Annotated in this window: 15 protein-coding genes; 8 read left to right on the forward strand and 7 right to left on the reverse strand. The window is 68.7% G+C overall.

Going from position 1 to position 17,933, the window contains the following annotated elements; genetic code table 11:
- Positions 1 to 30 precede the first annotated feature (30 nt).
- Positions 31 to 243, reverse strand: a complete 213-nt coding sequence (locus SD37_RS20555) for a DUF3072 domain-containing protein (protein ID WP_044853409.1) — start codon at positions 241 to 243, stop codon at positions 31 to 33.
- A 213-nt stretch (positions 244 to 456) separates the two neighbouring features.
- On the opposite strand from SD37_RS20555, the gene SD37_RS20560 reads away from it, so the two are divergent.
- A complete protein-coding gene (locus SD37_RS20560) occupies positions 457 to 708 on the forward strand; it encodes a hypothetical protein (RefSeq protein WP_044853410.1) in 252 nt (83 codons plus the stop codon).
- A 36-nt stretch (positions 709 to 744) separates the two neighbouring features.
- On the opposite strand, the gene SD37_RS20565 is transcribed toward SD37_RS20560, so the two are convergent.
- On the reverse strand, positions 745 to 1,299 hold the full coding sequence (locus tag SD37_RS20565; RefSeq protein WP_044853411.1) for a hemerythrin domain-containing protein: 555 nt from the start codon (positions 1,297 to 1,299) through the stop codon (positions 745 to 747).
- A gap of 114 nt (positions 1,300 to 1,413) precedes the next feature.
- On the opposite strand from SD37_RS20565, the gene SD37_RS20570 reads away from it, so the two are divergent.
- Positions 1,414 to 2,271: a sensor histidine kinase gene (locus tag SD37_RS20570; RefSeq protein ID WP_044853412.1), complete on the forward strand. Its 858-nt coding sequence runs from the start codon at positions 1,414 to 1,416 to the stop codon at positions 2,269 to 2,271.
- Positions 2,265 to 2,945: a response regulator gene (locus SD37_RS20575; RefSeq protein ID WP_044853413.1), complete on the forward strand. Its 681-nt coding sequence runs from the start codon at positions 2,265 to 2,267 to the stop codon at positions 2,943 to 2,945. Before SD37_RS20570 ends, SD37_RS20575 begins: the two co-directional genes overlap by 7 nt.
- Before the next feature lie 9 nt (positions 2,946 to 2,954).
- On the opposite strand, the gene SD37_RS20580 is transcribed toward SD37_RS20575, so the two are convergent.
- From SD37_RS20580 to SD37_RS20600, 5 genes are all read right to left on the reverse strand, one after another.
- Positions 2,955 to 3,593: a membrane protein gene (locus SD37_RS20580; protein WP_044853414.1), complete on the reverse strand. Its 639-nt coding sequence runs from the start codon at positions 3,591 to 3,593 to the stop codon at positions 2,955 to 2,957.
- On the reverse strand, positions 3,590 to 4,327 hold the full coding sequence (locus SD37_RS20585; protein WP_044853415.1) for an ABC transporter permease: 738 nt from the start codon (positions 4,325 to 4,327) through the stop codon (positions 3,590 to 3,592). The genes SD37_RS20580 and SD37_RS20585 overlap by 4 nt, the downstream gene beginning before the upstream one ends.
- Positions 4,324 to 5,028 (reverse strand): ABC transporter ATP-binding protein, encoded by a 705-nt coding sequence (locus SD37_RS20590; protein ID WP_044853416.1) that lies wholly within the window; start codon positions 5,026 to 5,028, stop codon positions 4,324 to 4,326. Before SD37_RS20590 ends, SD37_RS20585 begins: the two co-directional genes overlap by 4 nt.
- A 133-nt stretch (positions 5,029 to 5,161) precedes the next feature.
- The gene (locus tag SD37_RS20595; RefSeq protein ID WP_472239676.1) at positions 5,162 to 6,370 is read right to left on the reverse strand and encodes an MFS transporter; all 1,209 of its coding nucleotides are present in this window, start codon (positions 6,368 to 6,370) and stop codon (positions 5,162 to 5,164) included.
- A gap of 35 nt (positions 6,371 to 6,405) precedes the next feature.
- Complete coding sequence (locus tag SD37_RS20600; RefSeq protein WP_236725437.1) at positions 6,406 to 7,437, reverse strand: glycoside hydrolase family 43 protein; 1,032 nt, start codon at positions 7,435 to 7,437, stop codon at positions 6,406 to 6,408.
- 441 nt (positions 7,438 to 7,878) lie between these two features.
- Here SD37_RS20600 and SD37_RS20605 point away from each other — a divergent pair, with 441 nt between their 5' ends.
- The 5 genes from SD37_RS20605 to SD37_RS20625 all read left to right on the forward strand — a co-directional run bounded on the left by SD37_RS20605 (position 7,879) and on the right by SD37_RS20625 (position 17,710).
- A complete protein-coding gene (locus SD37_RS20605) occupies positions 7,879 to 10,755 on the forward strand; it encodes a glycoside hydrolase family 9 protein (RefSeq protein WP_044853418.1) in 2,877 nt (958 codons plus the stop codon).
- A gap of 456 nt (positions 10,756 to 11,211) precedes the next feature.
- Positions 11,212 to 12,678: a glycoside hydrolase family 10 protein gene (locus SD37_RS20610; protein ID WP_044853419.1), complete on the forward strand. Its 1,467-nt coding sequence runs from the start codon at positions 11,212 to 11,214 to the stop codon at positions 12,676 to 12,678.
- A 50-nt stretch (positions 12,679 to 12,728) separates the two neighbouring features.
- Positions 12,729 to 14,375 carry a glycoside hydrolase family 27 protein gene (locus SD37_RS20615; RefSeq protein ID WP_044853420.1) on the forward strand — a complete coding sequence of 549 codons (1,647 nt, stop codon included), beginning with the start codon at positions 12,729 to 12,731 and terminating at the stop codon, positions 14,373 to 14,375.
- Between the two features lie 18 nt (positions 14,376 to 14,393).
- Entirely contained in the window at positions 14,394 to 16,373 is a 1,980-nt protein-coding gene (locus SD37_RS20620) for an alpha-L-fucosidase (RefSeq protein WP_044853421.1), read from the forward strand.
- Between the two features lie 38 nt (positions 16,374 to 16,411).
- Positions 16,412 to 17,710, forward strand: a complete 1,299-nt coding sequence (locus SD37_RS20625; RefSeq protein WP_044853422.1) for a ricin-type beta-trefoil lectin domain protein — start codon at positions 16,412 to 16,414, stop codon at positions 17,708 to 17,710.
- Positions 17,711 to 17,933: the final 223 nt, after the last annotated feature.

Here is a 17,933-nt window from a genome sequence, read left to right on the forward strand (position 1 = left end):
GGCACGATTCCGGCGATGACTCGCGGCGCGTCACCGCCCGCGTCCGGTCTGGTTCTGGAGCCGGTCGATCAGCTCCGACGCTTCCGCTTTGGTCAAGGTCTCCGGGATCGTCTCGCCCGCTTCCTGGGCGAGAGTGCCCAAGTAGGAACGCTGGGGCCCCGTCATGGGCTCGTCGCCGGTGGCCCAGTCTTCTCGGGGTTTCTCCGGGCTCGGAGTGTCGCTCGGCTGTGTGTTGTCACTCATCTGACGTCCTTCGGCTGGGCACCCGTTCATCCAGCGACTACCCGGTCAGGAGGGAAGCAACACCTCCCGATGACACGGCGTGGCCATCACGGCCAGATCGCACACCCTGACCGGGCGCTTGCCCCTCGACAAGTTCGTCCGACACGTACGCTGGAGCCTGGGATAACGGATACCGGGTAACTGGAGACGGGCCGAGCGACGCGAGGGAGCACCATGAAGGACGATCCCGCGAGCCGCGCGGCCTATCTGGCGTTCGTCCGCCAGCACCACCCGGATCGAGGCGGCGACGTCGACACCTTCGTCGCCGGCCTCGCCGAGTTCCACGCGGCGGCGGGCCGGAGGCCCGGGACACAAGACCGCTTCTCCGCACCGATCGTCGTGGTCGCCCGCAAACGGGGATTGGCGTCCGTCGCGCATCGCCTGGGTCAATGGCGGAAGCGACGCCGCAAGACCAGAGTCCGCTGACGCCACGACCTGCCGCCTTCGGTCAGGGGACCTGCCTCAAGACTTGTCGTCCTCAGAGGACAGCAAGCCCTTCTTCTCGGCTCGGGCCACGACCTTCTTGACGAACTCGATCGAACCGCAGTCCTGGTCGAGCAGCGCGTTACGGCGGGTGGCCCAGGTTGTGCCCAGGTCCTGCCGGACCTTCTCGCTCACGTCAGTGCGCGCGGGGTTGAGGATCGTCTGCTCTTCCTCGCCGATGTGGTGCATCAACGCCTCGGCCAGCTTCTCGACCGCGTCATCGAACTTCTGTGTGTCGGTGCCTTTGCATTCCAGCAGGTCCAACAGCGCCTGGTTGCCCTCGGCGTGTTCTTCCTCGCCGTGTTCCTGCTCATGCTTGTCGATGGCGTCCTTGCGCCGCAGGGCCGGGTAGACATCCTGCTCTTCGGCTTCGCCGTGCGCGATCAACGCCGCCGACAGTGCGGCTCGGGCCCCTTCGCGGTCCGCGGTCGCGTCCCGCAGATCCCGTAGGAGCTGCTCGAACAGACGGTGGTCGTCCAGGATCAGGTCGACGACGTCGCCGGCGACGGGACGGGGAATCTTCACGGCAGTCATATTTTTCGATGATTCCCTTGCGGCAGTTGCCCTGCAACTCGAGCGCCCGCTACGGACGGCGCTTGCCGGTCACCACCGCGGCAGTGGACCAGGCCGGTAATACGATGGACGGCGATGACACCGCCGGACCGCCCCGTATGGCGATCGCGCGCGTGGCTGGTCGCCTGTGCGGTGCTGGTCGTGGCCGCGTTCGCGCTGCTCGCCGTCGGCGCGGACGGACCCGGGGCGGTCATCGTGCCGGTTCTCGTCGTGGCCACGGCCATCGGGGTGACGACGTGGACGCTGATCCGCGCCCGCCAGCGGCGTCTCGACTACGAAGCACGCCTCACCACCTGGGCGGCCGAGCACGCCACGCACCATGAGCGGCTTCGGATCGCCAGGGAACTCCACGACATCGTCTCCCACGGCCTCGGCGTCATCACGCTGCGAGCCAGCGCGGCCAGGCGGGTACGTGGGGACGTTCGGGAAGCGGAGCGCGAGCAGGCGCTGATCGACATCGAACAGGCGAGCCGGGACGCGGTCACCGAACTCCGGCGGATGCTGGCCGTGCTCCGCGACACCGACGAGCGCGGCGCGCCTTTGCGGCCCGTGCGGAACCTGTCGGATCTTCCGGCCATCGTCGAGGCCACACGTCCGCTGGGGCTCGAACCTCAGCTGACCGTCGGCGAACTCGGTGACGTTTCCCCTGGGGTGCAAGCCACCGTGTGCGAGATAGTCCGCGAAGCCGTCGCGAACACCGCCCGGTACGCCGGGCCGACGCTCACTCGGGTCGATCTGCGGCGGGATGGCGACGCGATCGTCGTGACGGTCGAGGATGACGGGCCGCGAGGCGACTGGTCGCCATCCCGCGGCGCCGGGCACGGCCTGGCGGGTCTCCGAGAGCGGGTCGGCGTCCTCGGCGGCGAACTGCGAGCGGCTCCGGCCGGAACCGGCTTCCAGCTCATCGCACGGCTACCCGACGGAGCATGGTGACCAATCCCGAACAGCCCCCGATCCGGGTCCTGCTCGCCGACGACCAACGACTGTTGCGGCACAGCCTGGCGATCATCATCGACACCTCGCCGGACCTGGTCGTCGTCGGACAGGCCGAGGACGGGATCCAGGCGGTGGAGATGGCGCGACGGCTGAGCCCGGACATCGTGCTGATGGACATCCGCATGCCCGGCCAGGACGGGATCGTGGCGACCAAGGAGATCAGTGCCTGCCCCGACCTGGCCGGGACCAGGATCCTCGTGCTGAGCATGTTCGAACTGGACGAGTACGTCTACGGCGCGCTCCGTGCCGGGGCGAGCGGATTCCTGCTCAAGGACACCGAACCCGACGCGCTCATCGCCGCCGTCCGCCGGACGCACGCCGGCGAATCCCTGTTCGCCCCCGCCATCCTCACCCGGTTGATCGAGCACTACGTCACGACGCCGCCGCACCGGAGCCCACGACGGCCCGCCGAACTGACCCAGCGCGAGATCGAGATCCTCACGCTGGTCGGCCGCGGGTTGTCCAACACCGAGATCGCCGAGACGCTGACCATCTCCATCAAGACGGTGAAAACACACATCAGCCGGCTGCTGAGCAAGCTCGCCGCCCGCGACCGCGCACAGCTGGTGATCACGGCGTACGACCTGGGACTGGTGGTCCCGCGAACCTGAGGCGCGCGGTCAAGCGTCCCGTCTGTGGAACGACGCCGTGGAAATCGCCACCGCGACGAGCACCCACCCCAGTACGACGGCCGAACCGCCGAGTGCCCCCAGGTCGTGGCCCGCGGTGTCCGGCAGGTAGCTCGCGAACGTCGCCCGGCCGTGCAGCAGCGGGCCCGCGATGAAGTAGTACCCGAGCAGTCCGGCCACCGCCGGGACACTGCGCCGCAGGATCGTCGCGACCGCGGCGGCGATCACCGCGGTCAGCGCGAGATAGGCACTCGCTCCCACCGCGGCGGACCAGGGCGCCCTGGTCACCGCGGCCCCGACCAGCACGGTGATCGTCGCCGCGGGCACGGCGACGATCAGGAGTGCGGCCATTTTGGCCAGCTGCAAGGCGATCCGGCGTGGCATGGCGGTGAGCGTCACGTGGATCTGGCCGCCGCTGTACTCCGAAGTCGCGGTGACGACGCCGAGAACGATGAACCCCGCCTGGGTGTAGCGGACGAGTGAGAGGCCCGTGTTCCCCTCCTGTCCCGAGGACGTCAACGCGATCGCGAGGGCCGCAGAAACGCCGAGCGTGGTCAGCAGGGTGAAATACGTCGCCGGAAGGCTGAGCACTTTGAGCGTCTCGGCGCGGATCGCCCGGCTGCCCGTCATGCGTCCCTCCTGGTGAAGACGAGGAAGCCCGCGGTGAGCAGCGCGGCGACCCACGCCGTCATCACCAGGCCGCCGGCGACCGGCGAGAGCCGCACAGGCAGATCCACCTGCCTGATGAACAGGCGGACCCCCGCCAGGTCGGGGAAGAACACGGCCAGCGGCGTGAGTTTCGTGAGCAGGTAGGTGACCGTGACCACCGACGTGTTCAGGATCAGCACGGTGAGCGGCAGGATGCCGTTGCGCGTCAGCAAGGTCACGCCGAACGCGAGCAGGGCCGTCAGTACCCAGTACAGGACGACACCGGGCAGGCGGACGAGGCCACTCGTGCCCGCTCCGTCGCCGAGCAACGCCTCGACATTCGTCAGCGTGACGGCCGAGGACACGGTCGCCAGCACGGCGACCGTGGTGATCACCGCGGCCAGCTTCGCGATCATCAGCCGCCGCCGGGACGGCACCACCGTGAGGCTCGTGGTGATCTGACGTCCGCCGCCCGCGCTTTCCCCCTCCGTGGTGTATTCACTGCTCACCGCGACGACACCCAAGATGACCGCGCCCACCACCCCGAAGGCGAGTTCCTGGAACCCCAGGTCCACGTTGCCGCCACGGTTGGCCGCGATCGCCGACTTCGCGTTGAGGAACGTGAGGGCGGCCGGAACCAGCACACCGACCGCGACCGCCGCCCACACAGACGGCAAAGAGGTCAGCTTCCGCAGCTCGCCCCGATAGGCCCTCATCGCGCGGCCTCCTTGGTGAGCGCGAAGAAGGCGTCCTCCAGGTTCCGGTGCCCGTCGACGACCTCGGCGAGCGTTCCCTGCGCGACGATCCGGCCGCCGGCGATCACCACGACGTCGTCGACCGTCTCCGCCAGTTCGCCCATGAGATGGCTCGACAACAGGACGGTGTGCCCGGCCGCGGCCCGCTCCCGGACAAGACCGCGGATCCAGCGGATGCCTTCGGGGTCGAGACCGTTGACCGGCTCGTCGAGCACCAGCACCTCCGGGTCGCCGAGCAGCGCCGCCGCCAGCGCCAGCCGTCGCCCCATCCCCAGCGAATAGCCGCGGACGCGTTTGCCCGCGGCCGCGGCCAAACCGACCTCAGCCAGCACCTCGTCCCCCCTGCCGCGCGGGACACCGCCCGCCGCGGCCACCCATTTCAGATGTGCCCGGCCGGTGCGCGCGCGATGCGCCCCCGAGCCGTCGAGTACGGCACCGACCTTGCGCAGGGGATCCCGCAGCCCGGCGAACGGCACGCCGTCGATCAGCGCGGTCCCCGAGGTGGGACGGTCGAGTCCGAGCAGGATCCGCAGCGTCGAGGACTTCCCAGCGCCGTTGGGACCGAGGAAGCCGGTCACCCTGCCGGGCCGTACCTCGAAACTGACGTCGGAAAGGATCGTCGCCGCTCCCCTTCGCTTGGTGAGCCGGTCGAACTTGAGCATCAGGCCTTCTTCCCGTCGAGCGCGATCATGGTGCCCACCAGTCAATTCCAGCGGGGCACTCGCTCGCGTCGGGCCGGGGACCGATCCTGTCCGGCGGCTGTAGGACCTGGGTCCTACAGCGCTATCCGTTATTTCAGTGAGTGTCGCGGCGTTCGATGGCGCCGGAGACCAGGGCGACGCCGAGCGCGGCGACGCCCAGTGCCACGCCGATCCACACCGGCGCGATCAATCCGACCCCGCCGTCGATCGCCATCCCGCCGAGCCAGGCCGAGAGGGCGATGCCGACGTTGAACGCCGAAGCGTTCGACGAGGAGGCGAGCGACGGCGCGTCCTTGGCGGCGTCCATCATGCGGGTCTGGAACACCGGGACCATCGCGAAACCGGCGGCTCCCAGCACGAACACCATGAGCACCGCCGACACCTGCTGGTGCACCGCGAAGGCGAAAACCACCAGCGCGACGACCGCCGCGACGATGGTGCCGTAGAACGTGGGCATGAGCGCCCGGTCGGCGAGCCTGCCACCCAGCAGGTTCCCGCCGGTCAGCCCCGCGCCGAAGAGCAACAGCAACCACGGCACCGTCGAGGCGTCGAAACCGGCGACCCGCGTCAGGATCGGCTCCAGGAAGGTGATCGCGGCATAGGCCGCGCCCCAGCCGAGCATCGTCGTCGTCAGCACCAGCCATACCCGGAGGCGGCGGAACACGGCCAGCTCGCCGCGGAGCCCGGTGCCCGGGTCGTTCGGTCGCGACGGCACGAAGGCCACGATCGAGGCCAGCGCCATCGCCCCGATCAGGGCGATGGCCCAGAACGCCGACCGCCACCCGAGCTGCTGGCCCAGCGCCGTCCCGAACGGGACGCCGACCACCGTCGACAACGTCAGCCCCGTCATCATCAGCGCGATGGCGCGGGAACGCCGCTCCGGGGCGACGAGACTCGCCGCCATGACCGGGCCGATGCCCATGAAGGCGCCGTGGCAGAGGGCCGTGACGACCCGGCCGGTCATGAGCACGCCGTATCCGGGCGCGACGGCGGCGAGCACGTTCCCGGCGATGAAGAGACTCATCAGCGCGACGAGCATCGTCTTGCGCGGCAGCCTGGTGCCCGCGGCGGTCATGATCGGAGCGCCGATCGCCACCGCCGCCGCGTAGCCGGTGACCAGCAGACCGGCGGTGGGAATGGACACGTCGAGGTCTTCGCCGAGCGGTCCGAGCAGACCGACCACGACGAACTCGGTCAGGCCGATGCCGAACGCGCCGAGGGCGAGGGCGCCGATCGCGAACGCCCGGCGGCGCTTGGAGTACTCAGAAGCGGGAATGCGGGCCGGAGTGGCCAGTATCGGCACGCGGTGGGTCCCTTCGCAAGGTGTCGACGGCGGCCTCAGATCCTGGCCAGCCGGTTGTACTCGGCCCGCGTCACCGGCAGGACGGTGCCGTGCCGGGGCTTGCCCGGCAGCTGCGCGTCCGCCACCGGCCGCCAGTCGCCGGAGTCCAGGTCGGTGGTCTCGAACGGCCGGTAGCCGCGGCCGCCGTACTCGTCGATGAACAGATACCACCGCTTCTCGGTGTTCGACCGGAAGACCAGCGGGCCCTCGCCACCGACGATCGCGTCCTTGCCGACGCACTCCTTCACCAGCGAGTACCCGGGGCTGGTGAGCGTCGTGGATTTCTCCTGGGTGATGTACCGCCCGCACGGCGTGGAGCCACCGCCGCCGACGCCCCGATCATCCTGGGAGAACCGGTGGTAGACGCCGTCGTGCTCGACCACCGTGGAGTCGATCACCGAATGCCCCGGGTCGAACCAGGTCTTCGGCTCGCTGAACGTGCGGAAGTCCTTGGTGGTGGCGTACAGCATCCGGTTGTGGGACTTCGTGGTGTGGCCGGGATCGTCGGCCGGATAGAGCGTGGACGCCCAGAACACCACATAAGCGCCCCGCGCCGGGTCGTAGAAGGCCTCCGGTGCCCACACGTTGCCCGCGGTCTCCGGCGCCACCTGGACCAGCCGCGGCTCGCTCCACCGCAGGAGATCCTTCGACTCCCACACCACCATCGACCGGCTGCCGTGGCGCGTGGTCTGGTCCCAATCGTCGCGGCCGTACATCCGCAGATCCGTCGCGATCAGGTAGAACCGGTCACCGCGCGGCGACCGGATGACGAACGGGTCCCGGATCCCCTTGGTGCCGAGTGTCGATCTCAGCACCGGCGCCCAGCCGCCCAGCTCACGCCATCGCAGCGGGTCGTTGCCCTGGCTCAGCCCGAAGTGGACCTGCTCCCCGTCCGCGGTGTTCTCACCGGTGAAGGAGACGAACAGATACCCGGCGTACCGGTGCGACGCGGCACTGGCAGGCCCAGCCGGGGGCAGCAGCCCGCAGACGACCAGCAGCACCGCGGCCATGATCCGAAACACGCGCACAGCCGCGTCCTCCTCGCTCGGGCACCGATCCGCTCCACACCGATGACCGACATCGCCGACTGTGTCCATTGTGGACACAAGATCATTCCGCAAGGTCCACAGAGGAATGTTCCCGGCCGTCGCATGGAACCGGCACGTGACGGGGATGACGATATTGGTCCGTTTCCAACAACGTCAAGGACTTTCCCGTTGACGGAAGGCGGATCACCTTGCCGTCCAGAGTGTTCCGGGCCTGCGCCACGCTTTGGGAAACCGCTTTCCGTACTTCGTGCGGCGACCGCCCGGGGCAAGGGAGCGCGGTCAGTCGACTAAACGCCGGTCCGTCACCCCGCGTGACGAGCAGGCTCACTCTTGCGATCGGGAGGCGGGGCCCCTACTCTCGCTGGGAGCGCTCCCAGGCAGCTGTGTCAACCGTCAGAGCAGACGGAGGAGACCCACCCGATGAGATCGTTTTCCCCTCCCCGCCGATATCGCCACGCCACCGCCGCGCTCGCCTTCGTCACTCTCGCGGCCGCGCTCACCACCGGAACGGCCCAGGCCGCCGGCTACGAACGGATCCTCAACGGCAGCTTCGCCACGGGCGCCGCCGACCCCTGGTGGGCCAGTGCCGGGGTGACCAACCGCGTCACCAACGGTGAGCTGTGCGCCGCGGTCACCGGCGGCACGACGAACCCGTGGGACGCCCTGATCGGCCAGAACGGGGTACCGTTCGAAGCCGGGCAGCAGTACACGATGTCCTTCGACGCCTACGCCACCACACCCCAGCTCGTCGCCGCCAACGCCGGTGAAGGGGTCAGCCCGTACCGGGGCATCGCCCGGCAAGAGGTCCAGCTGACCACCAGCAAACAGAAGTACACCTTCACCTTCACCTCCGGGCTGGACTTCCCGGACTCCGGCAGCGGGCAGATCACCTTCCAGGTCGGTGGCCTCGCGGCGAACAACACCATCTGCGTGGACAACGTCTCGCTGGTCGGTGGCGTGATCCCGCCCGGCGGTCCGGCCGCTCCGACGAAGAAGGTCCAGGTGGACCAGGTCGCGTACGTGCCTGGCCTGCCGAAACACGCCACTCTCGTATCCGACGCGACCACCGCGCAGACCTGGACGCTGAAGAACTCCGCGGGCACGACGGTCGCCACCGGACGCACCACGCCGAAGGGCGTAGACGCGCTGTCCGGCGATCCGGTGCATCTGATCGACTTCTCGGCCTACGACACCGCGGGCACCGGGTACACCCTGACCGTCGGCTCGGACAGCAGCTTCCCGTTCGCCATCTCCGCCGACCCGCTCAAGAAACTGCGCTACGACTCGCTGGCGTTCTTCCACCACCAGCGCAGCGGGATCGAGATCGGCGCGCAGGACGTCGGCGCGGCCTACACCCGGCCCGCGGGCCATCTCAACGTCGCGCCCAACCAGGGCGACGCCAACGTGCCCTGCCGGTCCGACCTGAACTGCGGGTACACCCTGGACGTGCGCGGCGGCTGGTACGACGCGGGCGACCATGGCAAGTACGTCGTCAACGGCGGCATCTCGGCGTGGCAGGTGCTCAACACCTACGAGCGCGCCAAGCTGATCGGCGACGCCGCCGCGCTCGGTGACGGCAAACTCGCCATCCCGGAAAAGGCCAACGGCGTGCCCGACGTCCTCGACGAGGCCCGCTGGGAGGTCGAGTTCCTGCTGAAGATGCAGGCGCCCGACGGCATGGTGCACCACAAGATCCACGACGCGAACTGGACCGCCCTGCCCACCCTCCCGCACCAGGACGCCCAGGCCCGCAGGCTGTCGGCCACCAGCACCGCGGCGTCGCTGAACATGGCCGCCGTCGCGGCGCAGGCGTCCCGCATCTGGAAGACCATCGATCCGGCCTTCTCGACCAAGACGCTCGCCGCGGCGAAGAAGGCGTACGCGGCGGCGAAAGCGAACCCGAACAAGATCGCCGACCCCAACGACAGCACCGGCGGCGGCGCGTACTCCGACAGCACCCTGACCGACGAGTTCTACTGGGCCGCCGCGGAGATGTTCGCCACGACCGGCGAGGCGTCCTATCGCGCCGACGTCACCGGATCGACCCTCTACAAGGGACAGTCGATCAGCGACCGAGGCTACGACTGGGGCTCCACCGGCACCCTGGGTGACATCACGCTGGCGCTGGTGCCCAACGGTCTGCCGTCGGCGGACGTCGCGGCGATCAAGACGGCGTTCGTGGCCACGGCGGACAAGCACCTGAACCAGATGGCGACGCTCGGCTATCCCGCGCCGTACCGCGAGGTCGACGGCAGCTACGTCTGGGGCTCGAACGGCCTGGTCGCCAACAACGCCTCGGTACTCGCACTCGCCTACGACTTCACCGGCGCGGCCAAGTACCGCGAGGGCGTGTTCGAGGCAATGCACTATCTGCTGGGCCGCAACCCCGTGAGCTACTCCTACGTCAGCGGGTACGGCGGGCAGCCGGTCCGCAACGTCCACCACCGGCACTGGGCCAACCAGCTCGATCCGACCCTGCCGATCGCCCCGCCAGGGGTGCTCTCCGGCGGTCCGAACAGCGGACTGCAGGACCCCGTCGCGGAACGACGGCTCCAGGGCTGCAAACCGCAGAAGTGCTTTGTGGACCACATCGAGGCGTACTCGCTCAACGAGGTCGCGGTCAACTGGAACTCGGCACTGGCCTGGATCGCCAACTGGGCCGCGGAAAAGTCGGGCTCGGCCGACGCCACCGTCCCGACCACGCCGGGCACCCCGGTGGCGTCCGGCGTCACGGGCACCGGCGTGACGCTGACCTGGACGGCGGCGAGCGACCCGGAGAGCGGCGTCAAGAACTACGACGTCATCTCGATCGAAGGTGACACTCAGCGGGTCGTCGCCACCGTCACCGGTACGTCGGCGACAGTGACCGGCCTGCGGCCGAACACCGCGTACCGGTTCGCCGTGCGGGCCCGTAACGGGGCGGACCTCAAGTCCGCGCTGTCGGGCGCGGTCTCGGTGACCACCACATCGGACGCCCAGACCTCCTGCAAGATCACCTATCAGGCGAGCGGGTGGGCCACCGGGGTGTCCGGGTACGTCACCATCACCAACACCGGCGGCGTCGACTGGAGCACGTGGACACTCGGATTCACGTGGCCGGGCAACCAAAAGATCACCCAGGGATGGTCGGCGACCTGGATCCAGAACGGTTCCGCGGTGACCGCGACGCCGTTGTCGTGGAACAGCCGCGTACCGGCAGGCGGTTCGGTCCAGATCGGATTCAACGCCTCGTCGTCCCCGCCGCATCCGGAACCGGCCGGCTTCACGATCAACGGGCAGGCCTGCACGAGGGGCTGATCCGGGAGGCGCCGGAACGACGACGGCGGCCTCATCGATCGAGCGGTTGGTCTTCGAAGTCCGCTGGGCTTCGAAGACCAACCGCTATCGTGCGTTCACGAATTTTCCACGGGCGAACCCGTTTCCACGCGATAAGACTGATCCATTACCCGAGATAAGACTGAAGCATTGCGCTGTACACAACGGATCGCGTACGGTTACGAACTGATCGAACCGGTTCGACCCCACTCGGGAGTCCTCATGGTTCAACCGCGGAACGCGCTCACCCCATTCTCCACCGCCCGCACCTGGACGTGATGGTCCACCCGGCGGACCGGTAAACCCAGTCAGGTCAACGAGACCCGGCGATTCGAGGGCACTGGCCCCGCCACCCCATCCACCTCCTGGGCTTTCCCCACCCTGCTCTGGGAGCGCTCTCAGCACCACGCGGATGCCTTCAACGACGAAGGAGGAAGTATGAACTCGCAGCTCCGGTCCCCCCGACGGCGGAGACGGCCCTTGCTCCGCTGGGCGATCGCCTCGCTCGCCGCGACCAGCGCGATCACGCTCGTACCGGCCGCCGCCGACGCCGCGGCTGGGACCCTTGGCGCCGCGGCGGTCCAGTCCGGCCGGTACTTCGGCACCGCGGTGGCCGCGGGAAGACTGGGCGACGCGCAGTACACCACCATTCTCAATCGGGAGTTCAGCTCGATCACTCCCGAGAACGAGATGAAATGGGACGCCACCGAGCCGTCCCGCGACAACTTCACCTTCGGCGGAGCCGACCGGGTCGCCAACCACGCCCGTAGTCAGAACAAACAACTCCGTGGGCACACCCTCGTGTGGCATCAGCAGCTACCCGGCTGGGTGAGCGGAATCCGGGACGCGAACACGTTGCGCGCGGTGATGAACAACCACATCAACGGCGTCATGGGCCGGTATCGCGGCCAGATCTACGCGTGGGACGTCGTCAACGAGGCCTTCGCCGACGGTGGCAGCGGCCAGCTTCGGTCGTCGGTGTTCCGCGACGTCCTCGGCACCGGGTTCCTCGAGGAGGCGTTCCGCGCCGCCCGCGCGGCGGATCCCGCCGCCAAGCTCTGCTACAACGACTACAACATCGAGGACTGGAACGCCGCCAAGACACAGGGTGTCTACAACCTGGTGCGCGACTTCAGGTCCCGCGGCGTCCCGATCGACTGTGTCGGCCTGCAGGCGCACTTCGGCAGCGGCGGCTCGCCCGCCACCTTCCAGACCACCCTGGCCAACCTCGCCGCACTCGGCGTCGACGTGCAGATCACCGAACTCGACATCGCCCAGGCGCCGGCGAGCGCGTACGCCAACACCGTCCGGGCCTGCCTGAACGTGCCGCGCTGCACCGGGATCACCACCTGGGGAATCCGGGACAGCGACTCCTGGCGCGCCAGTGAGAACCCGCTGTTGTTCGACCGCGGTGGCACCAAGAAGCCCGCTTACGACGCGGTGCTCACCACGCTGAACGGCACGACCACGGGGAGCCCGATCCAGGTCGGTGTCCAGTACCGGCTGGTGGCCCAGCACAGCGGTAAAAGCGCCGAGATCACCAACTCGTCCACCACCGCCGGCAGCACGCTGCGGCAGTGGACGGTCACCGGCGGGACCAATCAGCAGTTCGACTTCCTCGACTCCGGCGGCGGCTACTACCGGATCAGGGCGCGGCACAGCGGCCTCGTGCTTCAGGTGTCCGGTTCGGGCAGCGGCGCGGACGTCGCACAGCAGCCGGACGCGAACACCGCGAGCCAGCAATGGCAGGCCACCGATCACGGCAACGGCGTGATCAGCCTGATCAACCGCCAGAGCGGTCTGGCACTGGACGTGTGGGAGGCCTCCACCGCCGACGGCGCCCGCATCTCGCAGTGGACGTTCACCGGCAACGCCAATCAGCGCTTCCAACTCCAGCGGGCCTGACGGCGACTACTCGAAACGGCCGAACCCCGCACATCACCGAAGGAGCAAGGATGCTCACTCGATCACGTCGACGATTGGTCGCCCTGCTGGCGACCGCGGCCGCGGCGCTGTCCCTGTTCACGGTCGCACCCGCCCCTCAGGTCGCCGTCGCCGCGCCGGGCAGCCCGGCGGTCACTCCCCCGCTGGGCTGGAACAGCTGGAACAGTTTCGGCTGCGGCGTCACCGAGGCCGCGGTCCGCCAGGCGGCGGACGCGATGGTCTCTTCAGGGATGCGGGACGCGGGCTACCAGTACGTGGTGGTCGACGACTGCTGGTTCGACCCGCAGCGCGACGCGCAGGGCACTCTGCGGGCCCACCCGACGAAGTTCCCCAGCGGCATGAAGGCCCTCGGCGATTACATCCACGGCCGCGGCCTGAAGTTCGGGATCTACCAGGTACCGACCGAGCGCACCTGCGCCCAGCGCGTCGGCAACCATCCGGGCTCCACGGGCAGCCAGGGGCATGAGGTGCAGGACGCCCGCACCTTCGCCTCCTGGGGAGTGGACTACCTGAAGTACGACTGGTGCTCCCCCAACGGCACGCGGGACGAGCAGGTCGCCCGCTTCAGCGTGATGCGCGACGCGATCCGGGCCACCGGCAGGCCGATCGTCTACAGCATCAACCCCAACAGCTTCCACGCCATCACCGGTGACAAGTACAACTGGGGCGAGGTCGCCGATCTGTGGCGTACCACCGAAGACCTGCTCGACATCTGGCAGAACGGCAACACCAACAGCTATCCGATGGGCGTCGGCAACGTCGTCGACATCAACGCTCCCCTGGCCGCGCAGGCCGGGCCCGGCCACTGGAACGACCCGGACATGCTGGTGGTCGGGCGTCCGGGCCTGACCCTGACCGAGTCGCGGGCGCATTTCGCGCTCTGGGCACTGATGGCCGCACCGCTGATGGCGGGCAACGACATCCGCACCATGTCCGCCGACGTCAGCGCGATCCTGCGCAACCCGCGGCTGCTGGCGGTGAACCAGGACAAGCTCGGCGCGGGTGGCCGCCGGGTGCGGGACGACGGCACCACGGAGGTCTTCGCCAAACCGCTGTCGGACGGCTCGGTCGCCGTCGGCCTGTTCAACCGCGGCGGCGGGGCGGGCACGGTCACCACCACGGCGGCGCAGCTCGGGTTGTCCGGCGGATCGTTCACGCTGACCGACCTGTGGACCGGCGCCACGTCGACCAGCGGCGAGCAGATCTCCGCCACCGTCCCGGCGCACGGCGTCGCCGCGTACCGGGTCACCGGCGGCAACCCGGTGGCCGCCACGACAGCCAGGCTGCGCGGTACCGGCTCGGGCCGGTGCCTGGACGTGAACGGCGGCTCGACCGCGCCAGGGGCGGCCGCGGTGATCTGGGACTGCCACACCGCGGCGAGCCAGTCGTGGACGACGTGGGCGGGTGGCGAGATCCGGGTCTTCGGCGACAAGTGCCTGGACGCCGAGAACCAGGGCACCGCCAACGGCACGCGAGTCCTCACCTGGTCCTGCAACGGCCAGGCCAATCAGAAGTGGACCCAGAACGCCGACGGGTCCATCACCAACGTCCACTCCGGACTCTGCCTGGACGTCAACCAGGCCGCCACCGCCAACGGGAGCCGACTGGTCCTCTGGACCTGCAACGGCCAAGCCAACCAGAAATGGGCTCGCGCCTGAGCCGAAGGGGGTCGTGCCATGTCCTTGTCCTCAAGCCGGTTCACCCGTCGCCGGGTGCTCGCCCTGAGTGGATTCACCGCCGCCGCCGGGCTCCTGCGAGCCGGAACGGTGTGGGCCACCGAAGGACCGAGCAGCTACACGCCGACGTGGCCGTCGGTCGACCAGCATCCGCCCGCGCCCGAGTGGTTCCAGGACGCCAAATTCGGCATCTACTTCCACTGGGGAGTGTTCAGCGTCCCGGCGTTCGGCAACGAATGGTATCCGCGCAACATGTACATCGGCGGCTCCAACGAGAACCGCCATCACATCGCCACCTACGGGGATCCGTCGGCGTGGCCGTACCACAACTTCATCAACGGAGCGCGGGACAAGGCCGGGAACTGGGTGCAGTTCGCACCGCGACTGAAATCCGCGGGCGGCGATTTCGACCCCGGCGAATGGGCACAGCTGTTCGCCGACGCCGGTGCCAAATTCGCCGGACCGGTCGCCGAGCACCACGACGGCTACTCGATGTGGAACAGCGCCGTCAACGAATGGAACTCGGTACGCACCGGCCCCAAACTGGACCTGGTGGGGCTCCATGCCGCCGCGATCCGGGCCAAGGGGCTGAAGTTCGTGGTGTCCCTGCACCACGCGTACAACTTCACCGGTTTCTACGACCGGGTCCCGGCGCAATCGGATCCGGGCCTGCGCAAGCTGTACGGCCAGCTCGGCAGGGCGCCGGAGAACCAGCTGTGGTTCGAGAAGCTCAAAGAGGTCATCGACGGCTACCAGCCCGACATCGTCTGGCAGGACTTCAACCTCCCCCAGGTCGACGAGGCGCAGCGGCTGAACTTCCTCGCGTACTACTTCAACCGGGCGGTCGCGTGGAACAAGGACGTGGTCAGCACCTACAAGGACGGCCTGAACAACCGCGGTTCGGTGTTCGACTTCGAACGCGGCGGCCCCGCGGGCATCCAGCAACCCTTCTGGCTGACCGATGACAGCATCTCCAGCTCCAGCTGGTGTTACACCGTCGGCATCGGCTACTACTCGCTCAACGCCATGCTGCACTCGCTGCTCGACAGGGTCAGCAAGAACGGCAACATGTTGCTGAACATCGCGCCGATGGCGGACGGGACCATCCCCGGCGGCCAGCGCGCGATCCTGCTGGGCATCGGGGACTACCTCAAACGGTTCGGCGAATCCGTCTACGCCACCCGGGCCTGGACGGCCTACGGCGAGGGCCCCACCCAGATGGGCGGCGGTTCCTTCGTCCAGCCGAGGGAAGGCACCAACCGCGACATCCGGTTCACCCGCAGCAAGGACAACACGGTGCTGTACGCCACCGTGATGGGCTGGCCCGGCAGCACCCTGAGCATCACCACTCTCGACTCCGGCCGGATCGACCTCGGCTCGCTGGCTTCCGTGCGGCTGCTCGGCTCCACGGCCGGGACGTACGTCGACCTGCCCACCCGTAACCAGAACGGCTCGGGACTGCACATTGCGATGCCGTCGGCGGCAGCGCCCTTCGCCGCCCCCGCGTACGTGGTCAAGCTGACCTTCGCCGGTCAGATCCCCGCGCTGGGTGCCGCGCCCGTCCCCACCGGCTGGTCGCGGATCACCAACGCCGCCACCGGACTCGCCCTGGACAGCGGCGGGAACGTCGCCTCGGGATCGCGGCTGAAGCAATGGAACTGGGACGGCAGCGCCAACCTGCAGTGGCAGCTGGTGCCGCTGGGCGGCGAGTGGTACCGCATCGTCAACCGTACCAACGGGATGGTCGCCGACAGCTGGGGCAACAGCGCCAACGGCGCCGCCTGTCAGCAGGCGGCCTGGAACGGCGGAGCCAACCAGCAGTGGCGCCTCAACGGTGTCGGCGGCGGCCGCCACCAGGTGATCAACCGCGGCACGGGTACCGCGCTCGACAGTCTCGGCGATTCCACCGCGGGCTCCGGCGTGGCGATGTGGGCACCGAACAGCAGCGCCAACAACCACTGGGCCATCGCCGCCGTCTGACCTGGCCCGGTAACCCAGTACAGAACAGGAGCACACCCATGAGGAAACGAGCCCGTCCACGCCGCTGGTGGTGGACACCGATCGTCACCGCCGCCCTGGTCCTCGCCGGTTCCACCGCGGCGGCCGCCGCCCCTGCGCCGCCTGCCGATCCCGGCACCCTCGCCGCGTCCGCCGGCTGCGGCAAGTCGCCCACGCTGCGCAGTGGTCCCCAGACGATCCAGAGCAGCGGCAAGACCCGCAACTTCATCCTGCGGCTTCCCGACAACTACTCCAACACCCGCCAGTACCGGTTGATCTTCGGTTACCACTGGCGGGGCGGGACCGCCAACGACGTCGACTCGGGCGGAACCGACGGCTACAACTGGTCCTACTACGGCCAGCGGAGACTGGCGGAGAACAGCGCGATCTTCGTCGCGCCGCAAGGCTTCGGCAACGGCTGGGCCAACTCCGGCGGAGAGGACGTGACCCTCACCGACGACCTGATCAAGCTGATCGAGAACGACCTCTGCGTCGACACGGCACAACGTTTCGCGCTGGGCTTCAGCTACGGCGGCGGCATGAGCTACGCGATCGCCTGTGCCAGGGCACCCATGTTCCGCGCGGTGGCGGTCTACTCCGGCGCGCAGCTGAGCGGATGCGCCGGTGGCACCCAGCCCATCGCGTACATGGGGATCCACGGGGTCTCCGACTCGGTGCTCAACATCTCCCTCGGCCGCGGGCTTCGGGACACGTTCGTCAGGAACAACGGCTGCACCCCGCAGAGCCCACGGGAACCCGCGGCGGGCAGCCGGACCCACATCATCACCACCTACTCGGGATGCCGCGCCGGTTATCCGGTCGTCTGGGCGGCCTTCGACGGCGGTCACACGCCCGGTCCCATCGACAGTGGCGGCGACGGCTGGCGCACCTGGACTTCGGCGGAGGTGTGGAAGTTCTTCACCGGAGGCACGACGCCGACCCCGACGACGTTCCGGCTTCGGGGCGAGTCGGCCGGCCGATGCCTCGACGTCAACGGCGCGAACTCGGCGAACGGCTCCCAGATGATCGTCTGGGACTGCCACACCGGCGCCAACCAGCAGTTCAGCCAGAATAACCAGGCTCTGCAGGTGCTGGGTAAATGCCTCGACGTACCGACGAACGCCACCTCCGGCACCCGGGTGCAGATCTGGGACTGCCACGGCGGCGCGAACCAGCAATGGAACGTCAACACCAACGGCACGATCAGCGCGGTCCAAAGTGGACTGTGTCTCGAGGTCGCGGGCGGGACCGGCAACGGTTCGGTCGTGAACGTGGCGACCTGCGGGACCGGCGCCAACCAACGGTGGGCCAAAGCCTAGTTTGGCAAACATGTCGTGTCCCGGTGCGGGGCCGGACTGGGTGACAGAAGCCGGGCGCGATCTCGCGAGGGGTCGTGAGTGGCAAACAGCGTTCTAACCCTCTTTGTCACTCACGACCTCGTTCAGGACTGCACAAACAGGCATCGATCGGACACCGATTCGCGGAGACTGTCCCTTATGGACAGTCGTGGGGCGTCCTGCCTCATCAAGGCGCCCCCTTCAC

The sequence above is a fragment of the Amycolatopsis orientalis genome, assembly GCF_000943515.2.
Lineage (GTDB): Bacteria > Actinomycetota > Actinomycetes > Mycobacteriales > Pseudonocardiaceae > Amycolatopsis > Amycolatopsis orientalis.

What these genes read in the sequence shown, in the direction of transcription:
- SD37_RS20610 (WP_044853419.1), top strand. Translation starts at nt 11,212, where the DNA reads ATGAACTCGCAGCTCCGGTCCCCCCGACGGCGGAGACGGCCCTTGCTC.
- SD37_RS20590 (WP_044853416.1), bottom strand. Translation starts at nt 5,028, where the DNA reads ATGCTCAAGTTCGACCGGCTCACCAAGCGAAGGGGAGCGGCGACGATC.
- SD37_RS20585 (WP_044853415.1), bottom strand. Translation starts at nt 4,327, where the DNA reads ATGAGGGCCTATCGGGGCGAGCTGCGGAAGCTGACCTCTTTGCCGTCT.
- SD37_RS20580 (WP_044853414.1), bottom strand. Translation starts at nt 3,593, where the DNA reads ATGACGGGCAGCCGGGCGATCCGCGCCGAGACGCTCAAAGTGCTCAGC.
- SD37_RS20615 (WP_044853420.1), top strand. Translation starts at nt 12,729, where the DNA reads ATGCTCACTCGATCACGTCGACGATTGGTCGCCCTGCTGGCGACCGCG.
- SD37_RS20570 (WP_044853412.1), top strand. Translation starts at nt 1,414, where the DNA reads ATGACACCGCCGGACCGCCCCGTATGGCGATCGCGCGCGTGGCTGGTC.
- SD37_RS20560 (WP_044853410.1), top strand. Translation starts at nt 457, where the DNA reads ATGAAGGACGATCCCGCGAGCCGCGCGGCCTATCTGGCGTTCGTCCGC.
- SD37_RS20625 (WP_044853422.1), top strand. Translation starts at nt 16,412, where the DNA reads ATGAGGAAACGAGCCCGTCCACGCCGCTGGTGGTGGACACCGATCGTC.
- SD37_RS20620 (WP_044853421.1), top strand. Translation starts at nt 14,394, where the DNA reads ATGTCCTTGTCCTCAAGCCGGTTCACCCGTCGCCGGGTGCTCGCCCTG.
- SD37_RS20575 (WP_044853413.1), top strand. Translation starts at nt 2,265, where the DNA reads ATGGTGACCAATCCCGAACAGCCCCCGATCCGGGTCCTGCTCGCCGAC.
- SD37_RS20565 (WP_044853411.1), bottom strand. Translation starts at nt 1,299, where the DNA reads ATGACTGCCGTGAAGATTCCCCGTCCCGTCGCCGGCGACGTCGTCGAC.
- SD37_RS20605 (WP_044853418.1), top strand. Translation starts at nt 7,879, where the DNA reads ATGAGATCGTTTTCCCCTCCCCGCCGATATCGCCACGCCACCGCCGCG.
- SD37_RS20555 (WP_044853409.1), bottom strand. Translation starts at nt 243, where the DNA reads ATGAGTGACAACACACAGCCGAGCGACACTCCGAGCCCGGAGAAACCC.